The following is a 20,739-nucleotide window of genomic DNA, read 5'->3' on the forward strand; positions in this document are numbered from 1 at the left end:
GCCCGTTCGTTCCAGGAACGTCAGCGTATGTTCGCGCTTCCGCGTTCCTCGTGGGCCGATTACGACGCTTCGCTGATCAGCCCAGGCGGCGGCGTGTGGGACCGCACCGTGAAGTCGGTGCCGATCAGCCCCCAGGCCAGGAAGGCGCTCGGGCTGGCCGACGATGTCGAGGCGCTGTCACCGCCGGAACTGGTGCGCGCGATCCTGCTCGCCCCGGTCGACCTGTTGTGGAACGGTGGCATCGGCACCTACATCAAGGCGAGCAGCGAAACCAATGCCGATGTGGGTGACAAGTCGAACGACGCGGTGCGGGTGAACGCAAACCAGTTGCGGGTCAAGGTGATCGGCGAGGGCGGCAACCTGGGCGCGACGGCGCTGGGCCGGATCGAGTTCTGCCGCAACGGCGGCAAGATGAATACCGACGCGCTGGACAACTCGGCGGGCGTGGACTGCTCCGACCACGAGGTCAACATCAAGGTGCTGCTGGACGGCGTGGTCAGCAGCGGTGAGCTGCCGGAGGCCGACCGCAACCCGCTGCTCGCCTCGATGACCGACGAGGTCGCACAGATGGTCTTGCGGGACAATGTGGCGCAGAACTTCCTCATGGGACTCTCGCGCACCGACGCATCGCAGATGCTGCACGTGCACACGCGGCTCATTCAGGATCTGGAGGAGCGCCGTGGCCTGGACCGCGAACTCGAGGCGCTGCCCTCGGATCAGGAGATGAAGCGCAGGCTGGAGGAGGACGCGGGTCTGGCGTCGCCGGAGCTGGCCAACCTGATGGCGCATGTGAAGTTGTCGCTCAAGGCCGATCTGCTCGACTCCGACCTGCCCGACAGTCAGTACTTCGCAGCCCGGCTGCCCGCATACTTCCCGACGCCGTTGCGCGGCAGGTTCGGCACGGCGATCAAGAGACACCGGCTGCGCAGGGAGATCGTCACCACCATGATCGTGAACGAGATGGTGGACTACGGTGGCATCACCTACGCGCACCGGTTGAGCGAGGAGATCGGCGCCACCACCACCGACGCGGTGCGCGCGTTCGCCGCGGCCAGCGGGATCTTCGACCTGCATGCCATGTGGACAAGGATCCGGGAATGCGACGCGCCCACCTCGGTGCGTGACTTGCTCGAACTCGAGACCAAGCGCACCTTGGACCGGGCGTCCCGGTGGTTCCTGAGCAACCGGCCGCAGCCGGTCGCGGTCGGCGCGGAGATCAACAGGTACAGCACGGACGTGCGCGAGCTCGCCCCGAAGGTGCCGGGTTGGCTGCGCGGACACCACGTGACCAGCCTGACCGACCAAGCGGCCGAGCTGATCGCACGCGGCGCCCCGACCGACCTGGCCACCGAGGTCTTCGGTCTGCTCACCCTGTTCCCGCTGCTGGACATCGTGGACATCGCCGACATCACCGACCGGGACGGCGACGAGGTCGGCTCGCTGTACTACGCGCTCAACGATCACCTCAAGATCGACTGGCTGCTGGAGGCGGTCAGCCATCTCGAGCGCGGCGACCGCTGGCACTCGCTGGCCCGGCTCGCGCTGCGAGACGATATGTACGGGTCGCTGCGCTCGCTCACCCTCGACGTGCTCTCCGGCGGTGACCCGGAGGAAACCGCGGACGAGAAGATTGCATACTGGGAGTCGAAGAATCAGTCCAGGCTCGGTCGAGCCAGGGCGGCACTGTCGGAGTTGTTCGAGTCCGGAACCCACGATCTCGCCACGCTGTCGGTTGCGGCGCGGCAAGTGCGGAGCATGGTGAGTGGGGTGGGCGCCCAATCGGAGGTACCACGTTGACGAGTTCGTCGCACGCTGGCGGAAAAGCGCTGGGCAGCATTGTGCTGCCCAGGCGTTTTCACACCAAGGTAGACGTCAGGTGGTCGGACATGGATGTGTTCCAGCACGTCAACCATGCCCGTATGGTGACGCTGCTGGAGGAAGCGCGGATTCCATGGCTGTTCGAGGACGGTCGCCCGACCGCTGCGCTGCGTGAGGGATGCGTGCTCACAGACCTGCGGGTCCGCTACCGCGGCCAGCTGCGGCACGAGGACACGCCGCTGGATATCGCCATGTGGATCGAGCAGCTGCGCGCGGTCGACTTCACCATCGGCTACGAGGTGCACGCCGCCGGCGCGGCGGCTGATTCGGCGCCTGCGGTGATCGCGTCCACGCAGATCGCGGCATTCGACATGCGGGCGCAGCGGCTGCGGCGGCTCACGGACTCGGAGCGCGATTACCTGTCCGAGTGGATGGAGTGAGCGATCGCGCGTCGGTGATCGCTGAATAGGGGCAGTAGAGCAGCCGTGATGGCAGAACAACGAGTGCTGCACGTATCCGATCCAGCGGAGCGGGAGAATCTCGCGACGTTCCTGACCCGGGCCGTCCGGCTGGACCAAGCGGCGGTGGTGCGCCTGCGCCGCCGTGGGGAGCGCTACCTCTCGGCCTGGGTGGCGACGGGTTTCGAGGCGCTGGCGGTGCGCACCGTGGTCGCCGAGCTCGGCGTCGACGATGTGACGGTCGCCGCCGACTTGGTGCTGGCCGGGCTGACGACCAGTAGTCCGATCGATCTGGGGTATTCGATGGACTCCGCCTGGCGCGGTGCGCTGCCGCCCGCCGACGGCTTCGCACACATCGATGACGTGCCCGCGCGTACTCTGGTCGATCTCGCCGAGCAGGGTGCGCGGCTGGCCAAGGAACACGGCAGTGGTCACGGCCCGCCTGCGTCGTTGCTCGATCAGACCGTGTTGACCGTTTCCGGTGCGGACACCCAGGTGCAGGTGCCCATGCGGGTCGTCTTCGCGCTCACCGCCATGGATTTCATTCCGCATTCGGGGGAGAAGGTCGATCCGCGCCGCATCCCGCCCGCCGAGATTGTTCGGGTTCGGGCCAGCCGGACCTGGCTGCGGCTGGATGCCCGCTACGGCTCGGTCGCCCGCCGCCTCGGCGGCGGTATCCCACTGCTGCCGCGCTAGCTGCTGCCGCGCTGCCTGGAGCTGACGTCGCTCTCGGCCACTGCGCCGCGCTGGCGACCGCGGTCGCCCCGGTGCCGACCGCCCGTCGAACGACACCTGGTGGTCGAATACACCTAAACCTGAGGCTCAGGCCGCGCCTTCGCCGAGGTACTGCAACCACAGCGGGTCGAGCTCGGTGGTGGTGGACAGCAGGCGCCAGTGCGGGCCTTTCGGCGAGACCAGCGGGGAGCGCAACGTCCAGCCCAGCTCGCTCAGCAGCTTGTCGGCCTTGCGATGGTTGCACGGTGCGCAGCTGGCGACGCAGTTCTCCCAGGAGTGTTCCCCGCCTCGGCTGCGCGGGACGACATGGTCGATGGTCTCGGCCTTGCCGCCGCAGTAGCCACACCGATAGCGGTCCCGGTGCATGAGCGCGGCGCGGGTCATCGGCACCCTGGCCCGGTACGGCACGTGCACATAGTTGCGTAGGCGGATGACCGAGGGAATGGCCACGGATGCTTCGGCGGAATGGACCACCGGTCCTTCGTCATTCTGATGGACGGCGTCGGCCTTGTCGCAGATGAGCAAGACGACCGCGCGACGCGCGGACAAGGCGGTCAGCGGTTCGTAGGTGGCGTTCAATAGCAGCACCCTGGTCTTGAGCCAGTTCATGCCCTCGGTGGGCGGTGCGGCGGGGTGCGACGCATGGTCGTGGTGGCCATGATGGCCGGCAGGACAATGTTCGGACAAGAGGTGCAGCGGAGTAGCCCCCGACCCACGATTGTGGACGTCGGCGGGCTGGAGTTGTCGGTGCGCTCGCGCCTCGTGTGATCGGGCGCTGTGCCGCTGCTTCATCTCGACCTCAATTTCATGATTGGCAGGATCATGTGGTATCTGCGGAGCAGAGACTGCCACCCAGTGGACCATGGAACGTCGGCCAGTGCACGGTGATTTTCAACAATGTCTGGTTAACGGTGGCTGAAGAGCCATCCAGCCGCGACGTTGCGGCGGCTGCGCGGCGGCCGAAGGGTACGGGCACAATGGGCTGTGGCGCATTCGGCGAATCGAGAGGGTCTATGACTTCGGGCGAGCACACAGCGACGTCGTTCTACGAGATGGTCGGCGGGGCGGAGACGTTCCGGCGGATCGTCGCGGCGTTCTACCGCGAGGTGGCGGCCGACGAGGTGCTGCGCCCGCTCTACCCGGAGGATGACCTGGGCCCCGCTGAGCGCCGCCTGCGGATGTTCCTCGAGCAGTACTGGGGCGGCCCGCGCACCTACTCCGACGAGCGCGGCCATCCGCGCCTGCGCATGCGGCACATGCCGTTCACCATCGGGCCGATCGAGCGCGACGCGTGGCTGCGGTGCATGCGGATCGCGGTCGCGGAGATCGAGCCCGATGTCCTCGACGACGAGCACAGGAAAGCTCTGCTCGACTACTTGGAGATGGCGGCCAACTCGCTGGTGAACGCCCCGTTCTGACCGCGCGTTCCCGGCGCGGGCCGGCATCCTGGCAAGTGTTGTTTCCGACCGCTTTGCGGTGGCGGTGAATTCGCTGGCGTACCGAAGGTTGCCTGGATGTTTCGGTTGAGGGGTGAGGCAGCATCAGGTTCCGGCTCAGCGCAACAACGCTGACTATTCGCCCGCCCGCGAGAACGCAGGTTCGCCCGAAGGTCTTCAGCGCGAAACTTTGGCACTATTGCACTCGTGATTGATACACCAGCCGTAGCGGCGCCGGTGGATCGCACCACCCAGCCGTGGTGGCGGTCGGCCGTGTTCTACCAAATTTATCCCCGATCTTTCGCGGACTCGAGCGGTGACGGGATCGGTGATCTCCCCGGTGTCCGGGACAAACTCGGCTACCTTGAACTGTTGGGCGTGGACGCGCTGTGGGTCTGCCCGGTGATGCGTTCGCCGATGGCCGACGGCGGCTATGACGTAGCCGATCCGCGCGACATCGACCAGCTCTTCGGCGGTCTCGCCGCGATGGACGAACTGATCGCGGCGGCCCACTCCCGTCGAATCAAGGTCACGATGGATCTGGTGCCCAACCACACCAGCGACCAGCACCCGTGGTTCCGCGCGGCACTGGCCGCCGCGCCGGGTAGTCCGGAACGGGAACGCTACATTTTCCGAGATGGCCGTGGGCTCGACGGCGCCGAGCCGCCGAACAACTGGCCGAGCATTTTCGGCGGACCCGCTTGGACCAGGGTCACCGAGCCCGACGGCACGCCGGGGCAGTGGTACCTGCATATCTTCGCGCGCGAACAGCCGGATCTGAACTGGGACAACGACGACGTCGCCGCCGATTTCGAGCAGACCATGCGGTTCTGGCTCGACCGCGGTGTCGACGGATTCCGGCTCGACGTCGCACACGGCATGGCGAAACCCGATGGCCTGCCCGACCTGCCCGAGGTCGCCTCCGCACTGCTCGCGCACGACGACAACGACGTGCGTTTCAACAATCCCGCCGTGCACGAGATCCACCGCCGCATCCGCAAGCTGATCGACGAGTACCCGGACGCGGTGACCATCGGCGAGGTGTGGGTGAACGACAACACCCGCTTCGGTGAATACGTGCGCGCCGACGAATTGCACCTGGCCTTCAACTTCCGTCTCGCCGAGGCCCAGTTCAGCGCCGAGCACGTGCGCGACGCGATCGACAACTCGCTGGCCGCCGTCGGGCCGGTCTTCGCCTCGCCGACTTGGACCCTGTCCAACCACGACATCGAGCGCGAGGTCACCCGGTACGGCGGCGGCGCGGTCGGGATCGCGCGGGCACGGGCGATGATCCTGGTGGAGCTCGCGCTTCCCGGCGCGGTGTTCATCTACAACGGCGCCGAGCTCGGACTGCCGAACGTGGACCTGCCCGACGAGGTTCTGCAGGACCCGGTGTGGGAACGCTCCGGCCACACCGAACGCGGCCGCGACGGCTGCCGGGTGCCGGTACCGTGGGAGGGTAGTGGACCGCCGTTCGGATTCACCACCGGCAGTTCCTGGCTGCCGATCCCGCCCGACTGGGCCGAACTGACCGTGGAAGCCCAGCTCGAGAAACTCGACTCCACACTGTCGCTCTACCGCACGGCGATCGAACTCCGCGCTCTGCGACCTGAATTCGGGGGCGACCGAATCGAGTGGTACGGCAGCCCGCCGGGCTGTCTCGCGTTCCGCCGTCCCGGTGGGCTTGTCTGCGTGCTCAACGCCTCGGCGGCGCCCATCCCGTTGCCGCCGGGAGATGTGCTGCTGGCCAGCGCGCTGCCGGAGGGCGGCCAGCTGCCACCGAACGCGGCGGCCTGGCTGGTCTGAGTGTCGCCGTGCAGCAGAAGGCAGACCGAAAGGCCTGGCCCACCCGCTGCACCGGGACACGAACCCATGACGGTTCGACCGGACGAAGAACTACTACACACGATCGTCTACCGTTGATCCGTGAGCATTCTCGAGACAGTGCTGATCTTCGTCGGCATCCCGCTGGTGATCTACGGTGCGATCGCCGGATTGTCGTTTCTCGGTAAGCCACTGCCTGGTGAGAAGCCGGTCCACTTCGATCTCGGTCAGAAGTGGACCCAGCCGCCGGTGTTGTGGAGTGCTACCGATGAGGTGACCGGCTTGGGTCACTACGACAACGCAGAGACGTCGCATGGACATCATGTGGCTATCGAGTCCACCGAGGTGGAGCTGATCGGAGGCCGGGCAAGTGGCAAGTTCTAAGTGGCCTGCGGTGGTCGAGGCCGACCTGCCGCACGGATACGCGGTCACCAGCAGCGGGCGCGTCTCCGGCGTGCACGAAGCCGGCGACGTGTTCAAAGAAGCCCCGTTCCGCGATGACGAGCGGCTCACGATGGACAACGTGCTCACCGAGGCGACTCGCGCGACAAAGGTGCGCTTCAACGTCTACATCGGCGACCTCGGTGCTGACCCGGCCGCGGGCGCGGACGCGCTCTTCCCGACCACGCCCGAGGCGGCGCGCTCCGTGCTGATCGCCGTCTCGCCCAACGAGAAGGCGATCGAGGTGCGCTCGGGCCGGGATGTCGCCGATCGCGCGAACGATCGCGTCTGCCAGCTCGGCGTCACCGCCGCGCTGAGCTCGATCCGGCAGGGCCAGCTGATCGACGGTCTCGTTTCCGCGGTGCGGGTGATGGCCGCCGCCATCGGGCGGTAATTTTTGGCTGTGTTCAATTTGCAGCGCCTGCGGCGCCGCGAACGGGGAATGCTTGGTCTCGCTGCGCTCGGAAACGGGAGTTGGCCGACGTGGTTGCGTGCGGTGGCAACCGCTGGAGCTGGGAGTATGTGGACCGGGCAGTCTCCTTTAGGAGCGTCTTCGCCGCCTGTAAGACTCGCAGTCTCACGGTTGATGCCGAACCGGCGGTCCGTGGTTGTTGTCGAACCGGCGCGTCCACCCATTCAGTCGGGTGGACGCGCCGGTTTCGTTTATGACTGTGCGTCGACGGCGCGGGCCCGAAGGGAGCGTTCGATACCTGCCTTGCCCTCGCTGACCAAGCGGCGCAGGGCTGGGGGGTGGTCGCCCGCGAGGAACTTGTCGGCGACGGACACCGCATCCTCGCTGATCGCCCAATGCGGGTAGAGGCCGACCACCACCGTCTGGGCGACCTCGCTGGAGCGGCGCTCCCAGACGCCAGGCACCTCCGCGAAGTAGCGCTCGACGTAGGGGGTGAGCAGGTCACCCTGTCCGGCTGGCGCGAAGCCGCCGACGATGGAGCGTGCGGTGATGTTGGGTAGCGACTCGTCGTGCATCACGGTCGCCCACGCCTGTTCCTTCACCGCGGCCATCGGGCGGGCGGTAGCCGCCGCGGCGGCCTGGCGCCGGCCCGCCGCGGTGGGGTCGCCGGCGAGTTCCTGGTCGATGACCGGGGTATCCAGGCCGTCGGCGTCGATCTCGCCGGCCGCCGCGAGCGCGGACACGATGCGCCAACGCAGGTCGGTGTCGACTGCCAGACCGGGCAGCCCGACCTTCGCAGGGTCGCCGTCGAGCAGCTCGCGCAGCACCTCGCTGTGCCAGGCCGACAGCTTCGCGCCGGTCAGCGCATTGACGAAGGCCAGCTGGTGATCCGAGCCCGGCTCCGCCTCGCGGGCCAGCTCCAGCAGCCGGTTCGCGTAGTCCGGCCACCCGGTGGTCGCCGCCCACTCTGGGTCGGCGTAGCTGCCGAGCGTGGTGTTGGCCTGCATCAGGAGTCGTTGCACCACACCGATTTCGGTCTCGTCGCCGACGCCGCGTTGGACCAGGGCGACGAAATCGCGGGCGCGGAATTCGGCCTGGCGGGTCATTTCCCATGCGGCCGACCAGGCCAGCGTGCGGGGGAGCGGCTCGGCGATGTCGGCGATGCGGTTGACGAGGACGTCGAGTGAGCCCGCGTCCAGCCGGACCGAGCAGTAGGTGAGGTCGTCGTCGTTGATCAGCACGAACTGGCCGCGCGGCACGCCGACCAGCTCGGGAACGTCGGTGCGCTCGGCGGCGTCGAGGTCGATTTCGACGCGCTTGGTGCGCAGCAGCTTTCCGTCCTGGTCGGCGTAGACACCAACGGCGAGGCGGTGCACGCGCCGTTCACCCGCGCCTGGCTCCGCGCCGTCCTGTACTACGGCGAACGAGGTGAATCTGCCCTCGGCGTCTACCTCGAAGTCCGGGCGCAGGATGTTCAGTCCGGTGGTCTTGAGCCACTGCGCGCCCCAGGTGGACAGGTCGCGTCCGGACGCCTTCTCCAACGCCGCCAGCAGATCGTCGAACGTGGCGTTGCCGTAGGCGTGTTCGGCGAAGTACGTGCGCAGACCCGCGAGGAACGGCTCGAGGCCCACATAGGCGACCAACTGCTTCAGGACGCTGGCGCCCTTCGCGTAGGTGATGCCGTCGAAGTTCACCTCCACCGCGTCCAAATCGGGGATGTCCGCGGCGATCGGATGGGTGGAGGGCAGCTGGTCCTGGCGGTAGGCCCACGACTTCTCCACGTTCGCGAAGGTGGTCCACGCGTTGGTGTACTCGGTGGCCTCGGACTGGCACAGTACCGCGGCGAAGGTGGCGAACGACTCGTTCAGCCACAGGTCGTCCCACCACTTCATGGTGACCAGGTCGCCGAACCACATGTGCGCCAATTCGTGCAGCACGGTCTCGGCGCGGCGCTCGTAGGACGCGCGGGTCACCTTGGAGCGGAAGACGTAGTCCTCCAAGAAGGTCACCGCGCCCGCGTTCTCCATCGCGCCCGCATTGAACTCCGGCACGAACAGCTGGTCGTACTTGCCGAACGCGTAGGGGACGCCGAAGTGCCTGTGGTAGAACCCGAATCCCTGCTTGGTCTCGGTGAACAGGCGCTCGGCGTCCATGTGCTCCGCCAGCGAGGCACGGCAGTAGATGCCGAGCGGTATGCTGCCGTGCTCGTCGGTGTAGACGTCGGTCCATTGCGCGTACGGGCCCGCGATGAGCGCGACCAAGTAGGTGCTCATCTTCGGGGTAGTGCGGAAGATATGCTTGCCCGGGTCGGCCGCGACGGTGTGCACGACAGCAGCGTTGGAGACGACCTGCCAGTCGGTGGGCGCGGTGACCGTCAAGTCGAAGGTTGCCTTCAGATCGGGCTGGTCGAAGCAGGCGAACATCCGCTTGGCATCCGCGGTTTCGAACTGGGAGTACAGGTACACGGCCCCGTCGGCCGGGTCGACGAACCGGTGCAGACCCTCGCCGGTGTGCGAGTACTCGCAGTCTGCCTCGACCACCAGCTCGTTGTGTTCGGCCAGATCGGTCAGCGCGATTCCGGTCGACTCGTCGTAGTCGGAGAGGTCCACAGCGTTGCCGTTGAGCACCGCCGAGCGCACATTGCGCGCCACGATATCGATGAACGTGCTCGCGCCCGCCAGCGCGGTGAAGCTCACGGTGCTGCGGGAGAAGAAAGTCTGCTCGCCCGGTTTGTCCGCCCCGTCGGTGAGATCCAGGTCGATTCGATAGTTCTCGACCGATACCGTCGAGGCGCGTTCGATCGCCTGGTCACGAGTGAGGTTGGGTGCGGACATGGGGCTCCTTCGTGGTCGAAGAACGGGCACGGGCGCACCCACAATGCCACCTGGATGCGGCCGCCCGCGCGGGACTTTCCGCACCAACCCTAACCGCGTGGCTCGTCCCCGCGTGTCGACGACGGCGGCGGGCGGACGGCGCGGCTTCTTCGCCAACGGCGCGGCGGTACCCTGCCTGTTGCAGGGCAGGTTCACCCCCACGGATTCGGAGGCTCGACGTTGAAGCATGTGCACGCCGGGAAGGTGCGCGACCTGTACGAAGACGGCGATACCCTGGTGCTGGTCGCGTCCGACCGGGTCTCGGTGTATGACGTCGTGTTGCCGACGCCGATCCCGGACAAGGGCGCGCTGCTGACTCAGCTGTCGAACTGGTGGTTCGAATACTTCACCGATGTGCCTGATCACGTGGTCTCCGCCACCGACGTGCCCGCCGAGTTCGCGGGCCGCGGAATCCGGGTCAAGCCGCTGAAGATGGTGCAGGTCGAATGCATTGCCCGCGGCTACCTGACCGGCTCGGGGCTCGTCGAGTATCGGCGAACGGGCTCGGTGTCCGGGGTGGCGCTGCCGCCAGGGCTGCGTGAGGGTGACAAGTTGCCCGAGCCGATCTTCACGCCGACCACCAAAGCGTCGCAGGGCCACGACGAGTCGATCACATTCGCTGACGTGGTGAACCAGGAGGGGCGCGCGGTCGCCGAGCGGCTGCGCGAGCTCACCCTGCACATCTACGCCCGCGGCGCGGCGCACGCCGCCGAACGTGGCGTCATCGTCGCCGACACCAAGGTCGAATTCGGCTGGGACGGCGACATTCTCACTCTCGGCGACGAGGTGCTCACCTCGGATTCCTCACGGTTCTGGCCCGCCGACGAGTGGCAGCCGGGAAGGCCGCAGCGCTCGTTCGACAAGCAGTTCGTCCGCGACTGGTCGACCTCCACCGGCTGGGACAAGGAGCCTCCCGGCCCGCAGATCCCGGCCGACATCGTCGGAGCCACCCGGCAGAAGTACATGGAGGCCTACGAACTGATCACCGGCCGGACCTGGACGGGCGTGCCGCGGTAGCCGCGGGTCAGAGCGCCAGGTGCTGGGCCAGCCGGTCCGGACAAGGCCGCTGGCCCACGATGAGCTTGTCGCGGGCGGTGGCAAGGTCGAACCACGCGGCGCGGTCGATCTCCGGAAACTCGGTGATCGTGCCCGAGTGCGGCGGCCACTCCAGTTCGAAGGTTCCAGGCACGATGTCGGCGGGATCCAGGTCGCCCTCGACGGCCCAGAAGGTGACGCTCTTCTTTCCTTTGCCGCTGCCGTAGCGGACCTCGCCCAGCGGTATCCACTCGCCGTGCGGAACAGGCAGGCCGAGTTCCTCGGCGAATTCGCGCCCGGCCGCGGTGCGCGCGTCTTCGGACTCCGGCTCGTACTCGCCCTTGGGAATCGACCAGGCGCCCACATCTTTTCGCGCCCAGAACGGGCCGCCCATGTGCCCGAGCAACACCTCGACGCCGTGGCCGGAGGTCCGGCGGAACAGTAGAACTCCCGCGCTGTATTTGTGTGCCACATCGGGTAGTCTGCCTCGGCCTCGATCGACAGGCTGCCGTGGCCCGGCCGTGTCGGCGTCGCGTATCAACTGCGGCTGGACAGCCGCTCGCCCGCGGTACCAGCGATCGGCAAATCGGCCGGCATGTACCACGGACGTCCGTGTGGCGGACGCCCCCGAATCCCTAGGTGCGGCCGGTCGTGTTCTGAGCGTGCCCGTCCCTGCGCAGCTGGGCGGCGCGGATGGTCAGGTAGTCACGTTCAGAGGAGCTGGTGGTGCGGGCAGCCGCTGCCGTGTAGCAGGTAATGGCTGCGTCGAAATCGCCTGCCATTTCGTGGAGATGGCCACGGACGGCGTCGAGCCGGTGATTGCTCGCGAGCCGCTCGTCGAGGGTCGAGGCGAGTTGGAGGCCTGCTGAGGGTCCTGACACCATTGCGCTGGCCACCGCGCGGTTGAGAGTCACCATGGGGTTGTCGGAGAGCCGTTCGAGGCGGGTGTACATCGCGAGGATCATCGGCCAGTCGGTGTCCTCGGCGCGCGCCGCCTGAGCGTGCAGCACGGCGATGACCGCCTGGATCTGGTAGGGCCCGCGCAGACCCTCGGCCAGTGTGGCGGTGGTCAGCGTGGTCCCCTCGATGATCAGAGCGCGATCCCACAGTGCGCGGTGCTGTTCGACCAGCGGGATGAGTTCGCCGTGCGCGCCGGTGCGCGCCGCGCGCCGGGCATCGGTGAGCAGCATGAGCGCGAGCAGTCCGGTGACCTCGGCGTCGTCGGGCAGCAGCCGGTGCACCGCCCTGGCCAGCCGGATAGCCTCGCTGGAGAGGTCCGTGCGGTGCAGCGACGATCCGGAGCTGGTGGTGTGGCCCTCGTTGAAGATCAGGTACAGCACGTGCAGGACCGCGCCGACCCGCTCGTGCCACTGCGCGCCGCCGGGACGCGCGAACGGCCGATCCAACGTGGCCAGCTTCTTCTTCGCCCGCGTGATCCGTTGCGCCATAGTCGTTTCCGGCAGCAGAAAGGCGCGCGCGATCTGCTCGGTGCTGAGGCCGCCGACCGCCCGCAGGGTCAGCGCGATGGCACCGGCCGGCGACAGCGCGGGGTGGCAGCACAGGAACAGCATCGCGAGCGTGTCGTCGTGGTCGACGGGGGCGGCATCGGTGACGTCGCGTTCGAAGGCGGTGTTCTCTCTGCGCCGCCGGGCCACCTCGGCGCGCACTGCGTCGGCCATCCGACGCTGCGCCACCTGGATCAGCCAGGCCCGTGGATGGTCCGGCAGACCTTCGGACGGCCACTGTGTCGCGGCCGCCAGCATTGCCTCCTGCAGTGCGTCCTCGGCCGTGTCGAAATCGCCGAATCGGCGGACGAGCGCTCCGAGAACCTGCGGCGCCAGTACGCGCAGCAGGTCCTCGGTGCTCGCCGGGAGCGGTGTGTCGTCGGGCACCGCACGCCGGTCGCTCACTGCTCGGTGGCGGGAGCGCCCATCACCGCGCGGACTTCGATGTATTCGCCGATCGGTTTGCCGCCGGGGCCGGGTGCGGCGGAGGCCTGCGCGGCGATCTCGTAGGCCCGGTCGGGGCTGTCCACGTCGACGATCCAGTACCCGGCCAGGAACTCCTTGGTCTCCGGAAACGGCCCGTCGGTGACCACCGGCGCCGACCGACCGTCCGAGCTGACCACTCGTGCTTCGGCCGGACCAGCCAGACCCTGTCCGTCGACCAATTCCCCTGACTCGGCCAACTGTGCACCGAGTGCGCGCTGGAAGTCTATGTGCGCCTTGATCTCTTCCGGCGACCATTCGGTTATCGGAGTGTCGCAGTAGGCGGCGGGTGCATAGGTCTTCAGCAGCATGTACTTCATAGTTCGACTCCTCTTTTCCGGCTCCGGGCCGTTCGGAGCGCCCGTTTGGAGCGCTCGAGGAAAGGTCGGAGCTCGCCGCGCCGATTCGACGTTGTTCTGAGAGTGATTCACATCACAACGGCATGGTCACGTCGGCGAGCCGATCCGGCTCGACCGGCTCGCCGGACAGGATCAGTTCTTTGATCCGGTCGGACACATCCCAGACGTTCACGTTCATCCCTGCGAGTACCCGGTTGTCCGAGTCCAGCCAGAACGCGACGAACTCGCGCGCCGCCAGGGTGCCGCGCACGACGACCCTGCGGTAGCCGCCCGGCGCCGCATAGCCGGTGTACTCCATGCCGAGGTCGTACTGATCAGTGAAGAAGTAGGGCAGCCGGTCGTAGGCGGCTGGTTTGCCGAGCATGGTCGCGGCCGCGACCGCGGGCTGGTTGAGCGCGTTCGCCCAGTGCTCCACCCGGACGCGTGTGCCGAGGACCGGGTGCTGCTGCGCGGCGATGTCACCGACGGCGACGATGTCCGGATCGCTGGTGGTCAGATGCTCGTCGACGAGCACACCGCCGTCTACCGCGAGCCCGGCCTCGGCGGCCAGCTCGACGTTAGGGCGGGCGCCCACCGCGATCAGTACCGCGTCGGCCTCGATCGTGCTGCCGTCACCGAGCCGGACACCGTCGGCGAGCGCGGTCGTGATGGCGTCCTGCGTGGTGATCTCGGCGACCTGCGCGCCGAACCGGAAATCGACTCCGTGCGATCGGTGCAGGTCGGCGAACACCTCGCCCATCTCCGGACCCAGCGCGGCGAGCAGCGGGAGGTCGGCGGTCTCGACAATGGTCACCTGTACGTCGGCCGCACGGGCCGCCGACGCCACCTCCAATCCGATCCAGCCCGCGCCGATGATGACGATCCGGCGTGCGCTGCCGAACAGATCGATCAGGGTGTCGGAGTCTTCGATGGTGCGCAGGGTGTGCACATTGGGCGCGTCCGCCCCGGGAATCGGCAGCGTGCGCGGCGTGGAGCCGGTAGCGAGGGCCAGCTTGTCGTAGGGCACTGTCGAACCGTCGGGCAGGGTGACCGTCTTCGCCGCGGTGTCGAGCCCGGTCACCGTGGTGCCGAGCCGGACTTCGACATGATGGTCGCGGTACCACTGGGCGGGAGCGACGGTGAACTCGCTCAGCTCCTTCTTGCCCGTGAGGTGCTCCTTCGACAGCGGCGGACGCTCATAGGGCAGCCGGTCCTCGGCTCCTATCAGCGTCACGGTTCCGTCGAAGTCCTTGGCACGCAAGGCTTCCGCGATTTTGGCCGCGCCCAGCCCGCCGCCGACGATGACGAAACGCTGATCAGAACTCATAGCGGACTCCTTCGCGGAAGGGAACCGGGATCCTGCCGACCAACCCTACTGGCAGCCGCGCGACAGCTCGGGAAAACGGTGTGTCGGGTGGGAACGAATCGCGCGTCGACGTGGTTGGTCGGTATGGCGACGGGGTATGCCCCGCCGCCCATCCAGGACCCGATCGAGAGGAATCCACCCGTGACCGACAAAGCCACCAAGGACGTCGCCGATTTCTGGTTCGACCCACTGTGCCCCTGGTGTTGGATCACGTCCCGCTGGATCCTCGAGGTCGAGCAGGTCAGGGACATCGATGCCCGATTCCACGTGATGAGCCTTTCGGTGCTCAACGAGGACAAAGAAGATCTGCCCCCGCAGTATCAGGAGCTGCTCGCCACCGGCTGGGGCCCGGTCCGAGTCGCCATCGCCGCGGCGCAGGAGCACGGCGATAAGGTGCTGTCGCCGCTCTACACCGCGATGGGCACCCGCATCCACAACCGGCGCGCCGAATACGAGCGGGAGAGCCGCAAGGAGACCCTTGCCGCGGTGATCGCCGACTCGCTCGCCGAGGTCGGTCTGCCTGCCGAACTGGCCGCGGCGGCCGACAGCACCGACTATGACGAGGCGCTGCGCCGGAGTCATCACGAGGGGATGGACAAGGTGGGACCGGACGTCGGTACCCCGACCATCCACATCAACGGGACCGCGTTCTTCGGCCCCGTCCTTTCCCGCATTCCGCGCGGCGAGGAGGCGGGCAAACTCTGGGACGGCGCCGTCGCGCTGGCGTCCTATCCACACTTCTTCGAACTCAAGCGAACCCGGACCGAGGATCCGTCGTTCGACTGAGCGTCGGTGTGCGAGTGCCGCGGCGCGCGGGCCTCGCACAGGTGATGGGACGGACTTCCGCGGACTCATCGGTCGGAACCTGACCTAGGAACTCCGACAGCCGTCGGGCGGAGGTTATCCGGTGCTCACCGGCGGGTTCGGGCGCAGGAACAGCTTGCCGTGCCTGCTGCGGTCGCGCAGCGCCCACATCCGCCAGGTGAGCACCGGGTGGCTGGACGTGGCGTTCACGGCCCAGACGAAGAAGCCCTTCTCGAATGCCGCCCGGTCGGCCATCTCGTCGAAGCCGACCAGCTTGTTCATGTACTTGCCCGCGGCCAGCGTGCCCATCGCGGCGGGCGCGCCGATGTGCCGATTGCAGTAGCCGTGGTTGTCGGCGGTGTACTCCTGCGCGCGGATCAGCGAGCTTCCGATGATCGGAAGGAATGGCACCAGGAACATCCCGAGCTGTCGCCAGTAGGAGGTGTGCCCGGCCGCGATGTGGCCGACCTCATGGCCGATGATGAACGCCAGCGCGTCGGGTTCGCGTGCGGCGCCGCCGATCTCGAAAAGATCGCTGTACACCACGACGTAGCGACGGAAGCCGTGTCCGCTGGCGAACGCGTTGATCTTGCCGTTGCCGAGCACCACATACGCGTCCGGCACTTTCGTCATGCCGAAGCGGGCGGCCGCGTCCACCACGAGCCGATATCCCTCGGGAAATTGGGTCGGCGACATCTTCACGCCGTTCACCCGCTGGGTCGCGTAGCTGATGCCGCGGCCCAACCACAGCAGCAGCGGCGCGGCCGCGAACGCGAGAACGTACTGGTCGAAGTTGCCGGTCGCCAGTAGCAGCAGCGCGATCAGATAGGCGAAGACCGTCAGCGCGATCACGATGACGAGCATCGGGATCTCCCAGTTATGTCTGGCAGGCATGCCGAACGGCGAGAGGCCGCGCGGCTGCCGCTGCGGTGGGTAAACCGGTGGCATCGGCACGCTCGGATAAGGGTTGTGCTGGTATGGCACCGACGAATACGAACCCGATGGGCCGGTGGGATACGAGCCCGGATGTGGCTGGCTGGGGGGTGTGGCGGGCGTGTCGTGAGCCCGCGCCCACCCTGCCTGCTGGGCCTGTGGGTCGGCCTGCTGTCCGGCTCGGTCGTGCGGTGGGGGTTCGTGCTGCTGCATGGGATGAACTCTATTCAGTTGCTGTCCAGTTGCCGATATGGCTGCCCGCCGGACTTGTCGGCCTGTGGCCGCGAACACAGCTGGCGTAGCGGTCGATTCGTGCAGACACACCGCGGTGTCGATCGAGGGCGTGTGCCCTGTCGTGAGCCTGGTGCGGCGGCCTGACACAATGCCTGCCATGCGCGTATACCTGGGTGCCGACCATGCCGGTTTCGAACTGAAGAATCACGTCAAGGCTCACCTGCGGCAGGCGGGTTACGACATCGTGGACTGCGGCGCGCTCGAGTACGACGCGCTCGACGACTACCCTGCCTACTGCGTCGAGGCGGCCCGCCGCACCGTGGCCGATCCCGGCAGCCTGGGCCTGGTGTTCGGCGGCAGCGGTAACGGCGAACAGATCGCCGCGAACAAAGTGCCCGGTGCCCGCTGCGCGCTGGCCTGGAGCGTCGAGACGGCCCAGCTGGCCCGCCAGCACAACAACGCGCAACTGATCGGTATCGGCGGCCGCATGCATTCCACCGAAGAAGCGCTGGCCATCGTTGACGCGTTCCTCGCGACCCCGTGGTCGAATGAGGAACGCCACCAGCGGCGCATCGACATCCTCGCCGAATACGAGAAGACCGGCGTCGCACCGCCGGTCCCCGCGTACTGAGCGCACCGCGGTACGGCTGTGCCGGAAGGACATACGCTGCACCGTCTCGCGCGGCTGCATCAGCGTCGCCTCGCGGGTAGCGTGGTGCGCGTATCCAGCCCGCAGGGCAAATTCGCGGCTGGCGCCGCCCGGGTGGACGGTCAGGTGCTGACCAAGGCGGAGGCATGGGGAAAACACCTGCTCCACCATTACGATTCGGGTCTCGTTGTGCACGTGCATTTGGGTCTCTACGGCAAATTCAGCGAGTCCGAGCTGCCGATGGGGGAGCCGGTCGGACAGGTCAGGATGCGGATGATCGGGGCGCCGCAGGGACAGCCCGGCTTCGGCACCGACCTACGCGGGCCGACCGCCTGCGAGATCCTGTTCGCACCTGAGGTTTCCGCGCTCACCGATCGGCTCGGCCCGGATCCGCTGCGCCGTGGCGCCGACCCGGATCGCGCATGGCACCGTATTCGTCGCTCGCGCAGGCCGATCGGCGCTCTGCTGATGGACCAGCAGGTGGTCGCCGGAGTCGGCAACGTCTACCGCGCGGAACTGCTGTTCCGGCATCGGGTTTCGCCGCATCGGCCCGGCACCGCCCTGACGGACGGCGAGTGGGCGTCCATGTGGGCCGATCTCGGCGCGCTGATGCGCGTGGGGGTGCGCGTCGGAAAGATGGTCGTGGTCCGACCAGAGCACGATCACGGCGAGCCCTCGTATTCGCCCGATCGTCCGCGTACCTATGTCTATCGACGCCACGGCGCACCGTGCCGACTGTGCGGCACGCCGATCGCCCATCAGGTCATGGAAGCGCGAAACCTTTTCTGGTGCCCCACCTGCCAACCGGGCTGACCCGACGGCGCCGATCGCGAGGCGGAAAAGCTGGTCTGTGGAACGCGTCAGCCCGCGACGGCCGTGTTGATCTCCGGCTCGTCGGCGAACGCGAACCGGCGACCACCCGCCGTTTTCGCGGCGTACATCGCACGGTCGGCGCGGCGAAGCAGATCGGTGAAATCGCACGGGGTGCCCGGCGGGTTGTAGGCCGTGCCGACGCTCGCCGACACCGGAACCGGTCCCGCCGACGACCACACCGGGTCACGCAGCGCTGCCACGATCCGGTGTGCGAGATCGCTGAGCATGTTGCGGTGCGGGTTGATGGCGAGCACGAACTCGTCACCGCCGTACCGGCAGATCACCGTGTTCGGCGGACAGGCTTCGCGCAGTCGGTGGGCCAGCTCGACCAGCACCTCGTCGCCGATCGCGTGGCCGTATCCGTCGTTGATCTGTTTGAACCGATCCAGGTCGATCAGCAGCAGCCCGATACCGCAAGTCGGATCGGTCGCCATCAGCCGTACCTTGTCCTGCAGCAGTGTCCGGTTGGCCAGGTCGGTAAGCGCGTCATGTGTAGCCTCGTGGCGCAGCCGATGCTGCAACGCGGCGATCTCCTGCACCCGCAGCGACACCTTGGCCGAAAGATTTTGCTCCTGCTGCGCGAGTGCCCGCTCCTGCAGCGCCTGCGCGTAACTGTCGATGGCCTGACTGGCCACGAGCGGCCAGCGGGTGGCTACGAGCGAGCCTGGTGCGCCAGAGGGAAAACCGAGCAGCCACCTGGATGCCTGCGCGAGCATCCGGATCCGGTCGAAAGGCGCCTCGGCGAGCCTGGCCCCGAGCATTCGCGCTTTGAGCACGGGGAACGGCTCGGACCTGGCGAGCGTGAGCAGTCGCTCGACGATCTCGATCAGTACCGGCTCCAGCTGTTCGGGGGCCGCGCCCGAACCGGGCTCGGCGCACACCGCACGGGCCCATGCTCGGGCCATGGTGGCTACCGGGGGCTCGATATTCGTCGACATCGAACTCACCCGGTGTGGATGACGTCGGTACTCAGGTGCCCAATTCTGGCACGGGCGCCGGCGCCACCCCGATCGTTCTCACTGCTACGCGGTTGTGTCCACCTGGTTCGGCGCACGCTCACCGCCCCCTTTCCAGATACCCCCGTCCGGCAAAAAGGATCCTAGCAAGCCAATCGGCATCGAAACGCCCAGTTTTGCAACGTGTTCTCGATCCCTCGCGAAAGGTGATCAGGTATGTGATCGCTTCCATCGGTGAGGTGTTACACCTCAATTCGTTCGCTGCGAAATCGCTCTCCGACGCGCGGGCGACACGCTGGCAGCGGGTGGCGCACGGGTGTCGGTCCCGGTCCGGGCTGACGGGCCACTGTCGGTCCCACAGGAATCAGTTCTCGCACGCGACGCCATCGCCGTCCCTATCCAGTCTCGAGCTGTAGCCGAGCTCGCCTCGGTGCAGCGGCGCTGTGCCTGCCTCTTTCGCGTCGGCGCAGCTCGAATAGCGAACGCTGCCTGCGGGCGGGACTGCGGGAGCGGGTGGTGTCACCGCAGCCGCCGGTCGCGATTCCGCCGTCGGTGGCCGCGGTGGCGGCTCGGCGATCCGCGGCGCGAATGCCTGGGTGGTCGGCAGGAGGGTCGTCTCCCGTGGTGCCGGCGTGTTGACCTGTGGTGCGGTGGTTGCCGTGCGGGTAGCCGACGGTGTGCGCAACGGTGTCGTGTTCGGTGGCCGTTGCTCCGATCTGTTGTCGGCACCGCACCCGGCGCTGAGCAACGTGCCTAGCATGCAAACTGTTACGGCGAGTCGTGCGGTCCCCATCGGAAACCCCTCTTGCGCGGCATTCCTGGCGTGACCGGTGACCGCTGTTGGGCTACGGCTCCCCTGACGGGAGTCGTCACGCCTCATCCATGTTTCACCGTCCGGTACCCGAGACGCCAGACTTTCGAGGAAATGCTTCCTTTAAATTTCGCCGCGCGTGCTCCCGCCGGTCCTCTGGCATGCCGGCGGCATCGGGAGGCAGGCCGGTCAGCCCAAACCAGCGAGAATTCGCTGTGCGGGGGACTGATTGGCTTTTAGGAAGGAGGGTTCGGTAGAGTCGGGTCGCACACGACATCGTGGCGATCCCATCGGTGTCGTATGCCTGCGGGTGTAGTTCAATGGTAGAACCTCAGCCTTCCAAGCTGATGGTGCGGGTTCGATTCCCGTCACCCGCTCCACGGAGCATTCATCCTCGTCGGCGGCCGGACCGTCGCGAGGGCAACGGGGTGTAGCGCAGCTTGGTAGCGCATCCGCTTTGGGAGCGGAGGGTCGCAGGTTCAAATCCTGTCACCCCGACCATAATTGGAAATCTCGACGGTGCGATTGCCTCGGCCGCAACTGCTCCGTCGAGGGATTGTCATGGAGCCTGCGTCGCAGGAGTTCCGGCAAGCGACCGGCTCGTGTTGCCCGGTGATGGATCGGAGCCGGCGACTCCGGCGGCGCGGATCACCTCCGGGGGGTGGTTGTGGGTGGCTGAAAGATGGGTGGAGCTGGCTCCACTCCATTCCCGAACCCCCGACGGCCTTTCTGCTGAAGCACGGTATCCGGCACCT

Annotated in this window: 21 protein-coding genes and 2 tRNA genes; 14 read left to right on the plus strand and 9 right to left on the minus strand. The window is 67.3% G+C overall.

Annotation, left to right across the window (positions count from 1 at the left end; translation table 11 throughout):
• The 3 genes from AB0H00_RS30405 to AB0H00_RS30415 form a co-directional block, all read left to right on the plus strand.
• The coding region (locus tag AB0H00_RS30405; protein WP_357273062.1) for an NAD-glutamate dehydrogenase domain-containing protein at window positions 1-1,797 on the plus strand (1,797 nt) is incomplete at its 5' end.
• 29 nt (window positions 1,798-1,826) lie between these two features.
• The gene (locus tag AB0H00_RS30410; protein ID WP_357273120.1) at window positions 1,827-2,258 is read left to right on the plus strand and encodes a thioesterase family protein; all 432 of its coding nucleotides are present in this window, start codon (window positions 1,827-1,829) and stop codon (window positions 2,256-2,258) included.
• A 48-nt stretch (window positions 2,259-2,306) separates the two neighbouring features.
• A complete protein-coding gene (locus AB0H00_RS30415) occupies window positions 2,307-2,972 on the plus strand; it encodes a hypothetical protein (RefSeq protein ID WP_357273064.1) in 666 nt (221 codons plus the stop codon).
• A 126-nt stretch (window positions 2,973-3,098) separates the two neighbouring features.
• On the opposite strand, the gene AB0H00_RS30420 is transcribed toward AB0H00_RS30415, so the two are convergent.
• Window positions 3,099-3,803 carry an HNH endonuclease gene (locus tag AB0H00_RS30420; RefSeq protein WP_357273067.1) on the minus strand — a complete coding sequence of 235 codons (705 nt, stop codon included), beginning with the start codon at window positions 3,801-3,803 and terminating at the stop codon, window positions 3,099-3,101.
• A 221-nt stretch (window positions 3,804-4,024) separates the two neighbouring features.
• Here AB0H00_RS30420 and AB0H00_RS30425 point away from each other — a divergent pair, with 221 nt between their 5' ends.
• The 4 genes from AB0H00_RS30425 to AB0H00_RS30440 all read left to right on the plus strand — a co-directional run bounded on the left by AB0H00_RS30425 (window position 4,025) and on the right by AB0H00_RS30440 (window position 7,106).
• Window positions 4,025-4,429, plus strand: a complete 405-nt coding sequence (locus AB0H00_RS30425; RefSeq protein ID WP_357273069.1) for a globin — start codon at window positions 4,025-4,027, stop codon at window positions 4,427-4,429.
• A 228-nt stretch (window positions 4,430-4,657) separates the two neighbouring features.
• Window positions 4,658-6,253, plus strand: a complete 1,596-nt coding sequence (locus AB0H00_RS30430; protein WP_357273122.1) for a glycoside hydrolase family 13 protein — start codon at window positions 4,658-4,660, stop codon at window positions 6,251-6,253.
• Between the two features lie 120 nt (window positions 6,254-6,373).
• Window positions 6,374-6,655 carry a hypothetical protein gene (locus AB0H00_RS30435; protein ID WP_357273071.1) on the plus strand — a complete coding sequence of 94 codons (282 nt, stop codon included), beginning with the start codon at window positions 6,374-6,376 and terminating at the stop codon, window positions 6,653-6,655.
• Window positions 6,642-7,106 carry a DUF5130 domain-containing protein gene (locus AB0H00_RS30440; RefSeq protein ID WP_357273073.1) on the plus strand — a complete coding sequence of 155 codons (465 nt, stop codon included), beginning with the start codon at window positions 6,642-6,644 and terminating at the stop codon, window positions 7,104-7,106. Before AB0H00_RS30435 ends, AB0H00_RS30440 begins: the two co-directional genes overlap by 14 nt.
• A 269-nt stretch (window positions 7,107-7,375) precedes the next feature.
• Here AB0H00_RS30440 and pepN read toward each other — a convergent pair whose 3' ends face one another.
• Window positions 7,376-9,958 carry an aminopeptidase N gene (gene pepN / locus AB0H00_RS30445; protein ID WP_357273075.1) on the minus strand — a complete coding sequence of 861 codons (2,583 nt, stop codon included), beginning with the start codon at window positions 9,956-9,958 and terminating at the stop codon, window positions 7,376-7,378.
• A 97-nt stretch (window positions 9,959-10,055) separates the two neighbouring features.
• Between pepN and AB0H00_RS30450 the strand changes: the two genes are divergently transcribed.
• Together AB0H00_RS30450 and AB0H00_RS30455 are read left to right on the plus strand one after the other, a co-directional pair.
• Window positions 10,056-10,181, plus strand: a complete 126-nt coding sequence (locus AB0H00_RS30450; protein WP_357273078.1) for a hypothetical protein — start codon at window positions 10,056-10,058, stop codon at window positions 10,179-10,181.
• Complete coding sequence (locus AB0H00_RS30455) at window positions 10,178-11,014, plus strand: phosphoribosylaminoimidazolesuccinocarboxamide synthase (RefSeq protein ID WP_357273080.1); 837 nt, start codon at window positions 10,178-10,180, stop codon at window positions 11,012-11,014. The genes AB0H00_RS30450 and AB0H00_RS30455 overlap by 4 nt, the downstream gene beginning before the upstream one ends.
• A gap of 7 nt (window positions 11,015-11,021) precedes the next feature.
• Here the strand turns inward: AB0H00_RS30455 and AB0H00_RS30460 are convergent, their stop codons facing one another.
• The 4 genes from AB0H00_RS30460 to AB0H00_RS30475 all read right to left on the minus strand — a co-directional run bounded on the left by AB0H00_RS30460 (window position 11,022) and on the right by AB0H00_RS30475 (window position 14,685).
• Window positions 11,022-11,504: an NUDIX domain-containing protein gene (locus tag AB0H00_RS30460; protein ID WP_357273081.1), complete on the minus strand. Its 483-nt coding sequence runs from the start codon at window positions 11,502-11,504 to the stop codon at window positions 11,022-11,024.
• 163 nt (window positions 11,505-11,667) lie between these two features.
• Window positions 11,668-12,942, minus strand: a complete 1,275-nt coding sequence (locus AB0H00_RS30465) for a DUF6596 domain-containing protein (RefSeq protein WP_357273083.1) — start codon at window positions 12,940-12,942, stop codon at window positions 11,668-11,670.
• On the minus strand, window positions 12,939-13,340 hold the full coding sequence (locus tag AB0H00_RS30470; protein ID WP_357273085.1) for a YciI family protein: 402 nt from the start codon (window positions 13,338-13,340) through the stop codon (window positions 12,939-12,941). Before AB0H00_RS30470 ends, AB0H00_RS30465 begins: the two co-directional genes overlap by 4 nt.
• 112 nt (window positions 13,341-13,452) lie before the next feature.
• Window positions 13,453-14,685 carry an FAD-dependent oxidoreductase gene (locus AB0H00_RS30475; protein ID WP_357273087.1) on the minus strand — a complete coding sequence of 411 codons (1,233 nt, stop codon included), beginning with the start codon at window positions 14,683-14,685 and terminating at the stop codon, window positions 13,453-13,455.
• A gap of 180 nt (window positions 14,686-14,865) precedes the next feature.
• Here AB0H00_RS30475 and AB0H00_RS30480 point away from each other — a divergent pair, with 180 nt between their 5' ends.
• Window positions 14,866-15,510 (plus strand): disulfide bond formation protein DsbA, encoded by a 645-nt coding sequence (locus AB0H00_RS30480; RefSeq protein ID WP_357273089.1) that lies wholly within the window; start codon window positions 14,866-14,868, stop codon window positions 15,508-15,510.
• Window positions 15,511-15,624: 114 nt separating this feature from the next.
• Here AB0H00_RS30480 and AB0H00_RS30485 read toward each other — a convergent pair whose 3' ends face one another.
• Window positions 15,625-16,422: a M48 family metallopeptidase gene (locus AB0H00_RS30485; protein ID WP_357273124.1), complete on the minus strand. Its 798-nt coding sequence runs from the start codon at window positions 16,420-16,422 to the stop codon at window positions 15,625-15,627.
• A 430-nt stretch (window positions 16,423-16,852) separates the two neighbouring features.
• Between AB0H00_RS30485 and AB0H00_RS30490 the strand changes: the two genes are divergently transcribed.
• The gene (locus AB0H00_RS30490) at window positions 16,853-17,326 is read left to right on the plus strand and encodes a ribose-5-phosphate isomerase (RefSeq protein WP_357273092.1); all 474 of its coding nucleotides are present in this window, start codon (window positions 16,853-16,855) and stop codon (window positions 17,324-17,326) included.
• A gap of 18 nt (window positions 17,327-17,344) precedes the next feature.
• Window positions 17,345-18,157, plus strand: coding sequence for a DNA-formamidopyrimidine glycosylase family protein (locus AB0H00_RS30495; RefSeq protein WP_357273094.1), 813 nt, complete (start codon window positions 17,345-17,347; stop codon window positions 18,155-18,157).
• Window positions 18,158-18,204: 47 nt separating this feature from the next.
• Here AB0H00_RS30495 and AB0H00_RS30500 read toward each other — a convergent pair whose 3' ends face one another.
• Window positions 18,205-19,155, minus strand: a complete 951-nt coding sequence (locus AB0H00_RS30500) for a GGDEF domain-containing protein (protein ID WP_357273096.1) — start codon at window positions 19,153-19,155, stop codon at window positions 18,205-18,207.
• Between the two features lie 382 nt (window positions 19,156-19,537).
• On the minus strand, window positions 19,538-20,053 hold the full coding sequence (locus AB0H00_RS30505) for an excalibur calcium-binding domain-containing protein (RefSeq protein WP_357273098.1): 516 nt from the start codon (window positions 20,051-20,053) through the stop codon (window positions 19,538-19,540).
• A gap of 237 nt (window positions 20,054-20,290) precedes the next feature.
• On the opposite strand from AB0H00_RS30505, the gene AB0H00_RS30510 reads away from it, so the two are divergent.
• Window positions 20,291-20,364 (plus strand) — tRNA-Gly (locus AB0H00_RS30510).
• Between the two features lie 44 nt (window positions 20,365-20,408).
• A tRNA-Pro gene (locus tag AB0H00_RS30515) sits at window positions 20,409-20,485 on the plus strand.
• The last annotated feature ends 254 nt before the right edge of the window (window positions 20,486-20,739 follow it).

The organism is Nocardia sp. NPDC023852 (genome assembly GCF_040639505.1).
Classification (GTDB): Bacteria; Actinomycetota; Actinomycetes; order Mycobacteriales; family Mycobacteriaceae; genus Nocardia.

Coding starts and splice junctions, on each gene's coding strand:
- AB0H00_RS30415 (WP_357273064.1), top strand. CDS start 2,307: ATGGCAGAACAACGAGTGCTGCACGTATCCGATCCAGCGGAGCGGGAG.
- AB0H00_RS30470 (WP_357273085.1), bottom strand. CDS start 13,340: ATGAAGTACATGCTGCTGAAGACCTATGCACCCGCCGCCTACTGCGAC.
- AB0H00_RS30420 (WP_357273067.1), bottom strand. CDS start 3,803: ATGAAGCAGCGGCACAGCGCCCGATCACACGAGGCGCGAGCGCACCGA.
- AB0H00_RS30505 (WP_357273098.1), bottom strand. CDS start 20,053: ATGAGGCGTGACGACTCCCGTCAGGGGAGCCGTAGCCCAACAGCGGTC.
- AB0H00_RS30500 (WP_357273096.1), bottom strand. CDS start 19,155: ATGTCGACGAATATCGAGCCCCCGGTAGCCACCATGGCCCGAGCATGG.
- AB0H00_RS30485 (WP_357273124.1), bottom strand. CDS start 16,422: ATGCCTGCCAGACATAACTGGGAGATCCCGATGCTCGTCATCGTGATC.
- AB0H00_RS30475 (WP_357273087.1), bottom strand. CDS start 14,685: ATGAGTTCTGATCAGCGTTTCGTCATCGTCGGCGGCGGGCTGGGCGCG.
- AB0H00_RS30425 (WP_357273069.1), top strand. CDS start 4,025: ATGACTTCGGGCGAGCACACAGCGACGTCGTTCTACGAGATGGTCGGC.
- AB0H00_RS30490 (WP_357273092.1), top strand. CDS start 16,853: ATGCGCGTATACCTGGGTGCCGACCATGCCGGTTTCGAACTGAAGAAT.
- pepN (WP_357273075.1), bottom strand. CDS start 9,958: ATGTCCGCACCCAACCTCACTCGTGACCAGGCGATCGAACGCGCCTCG.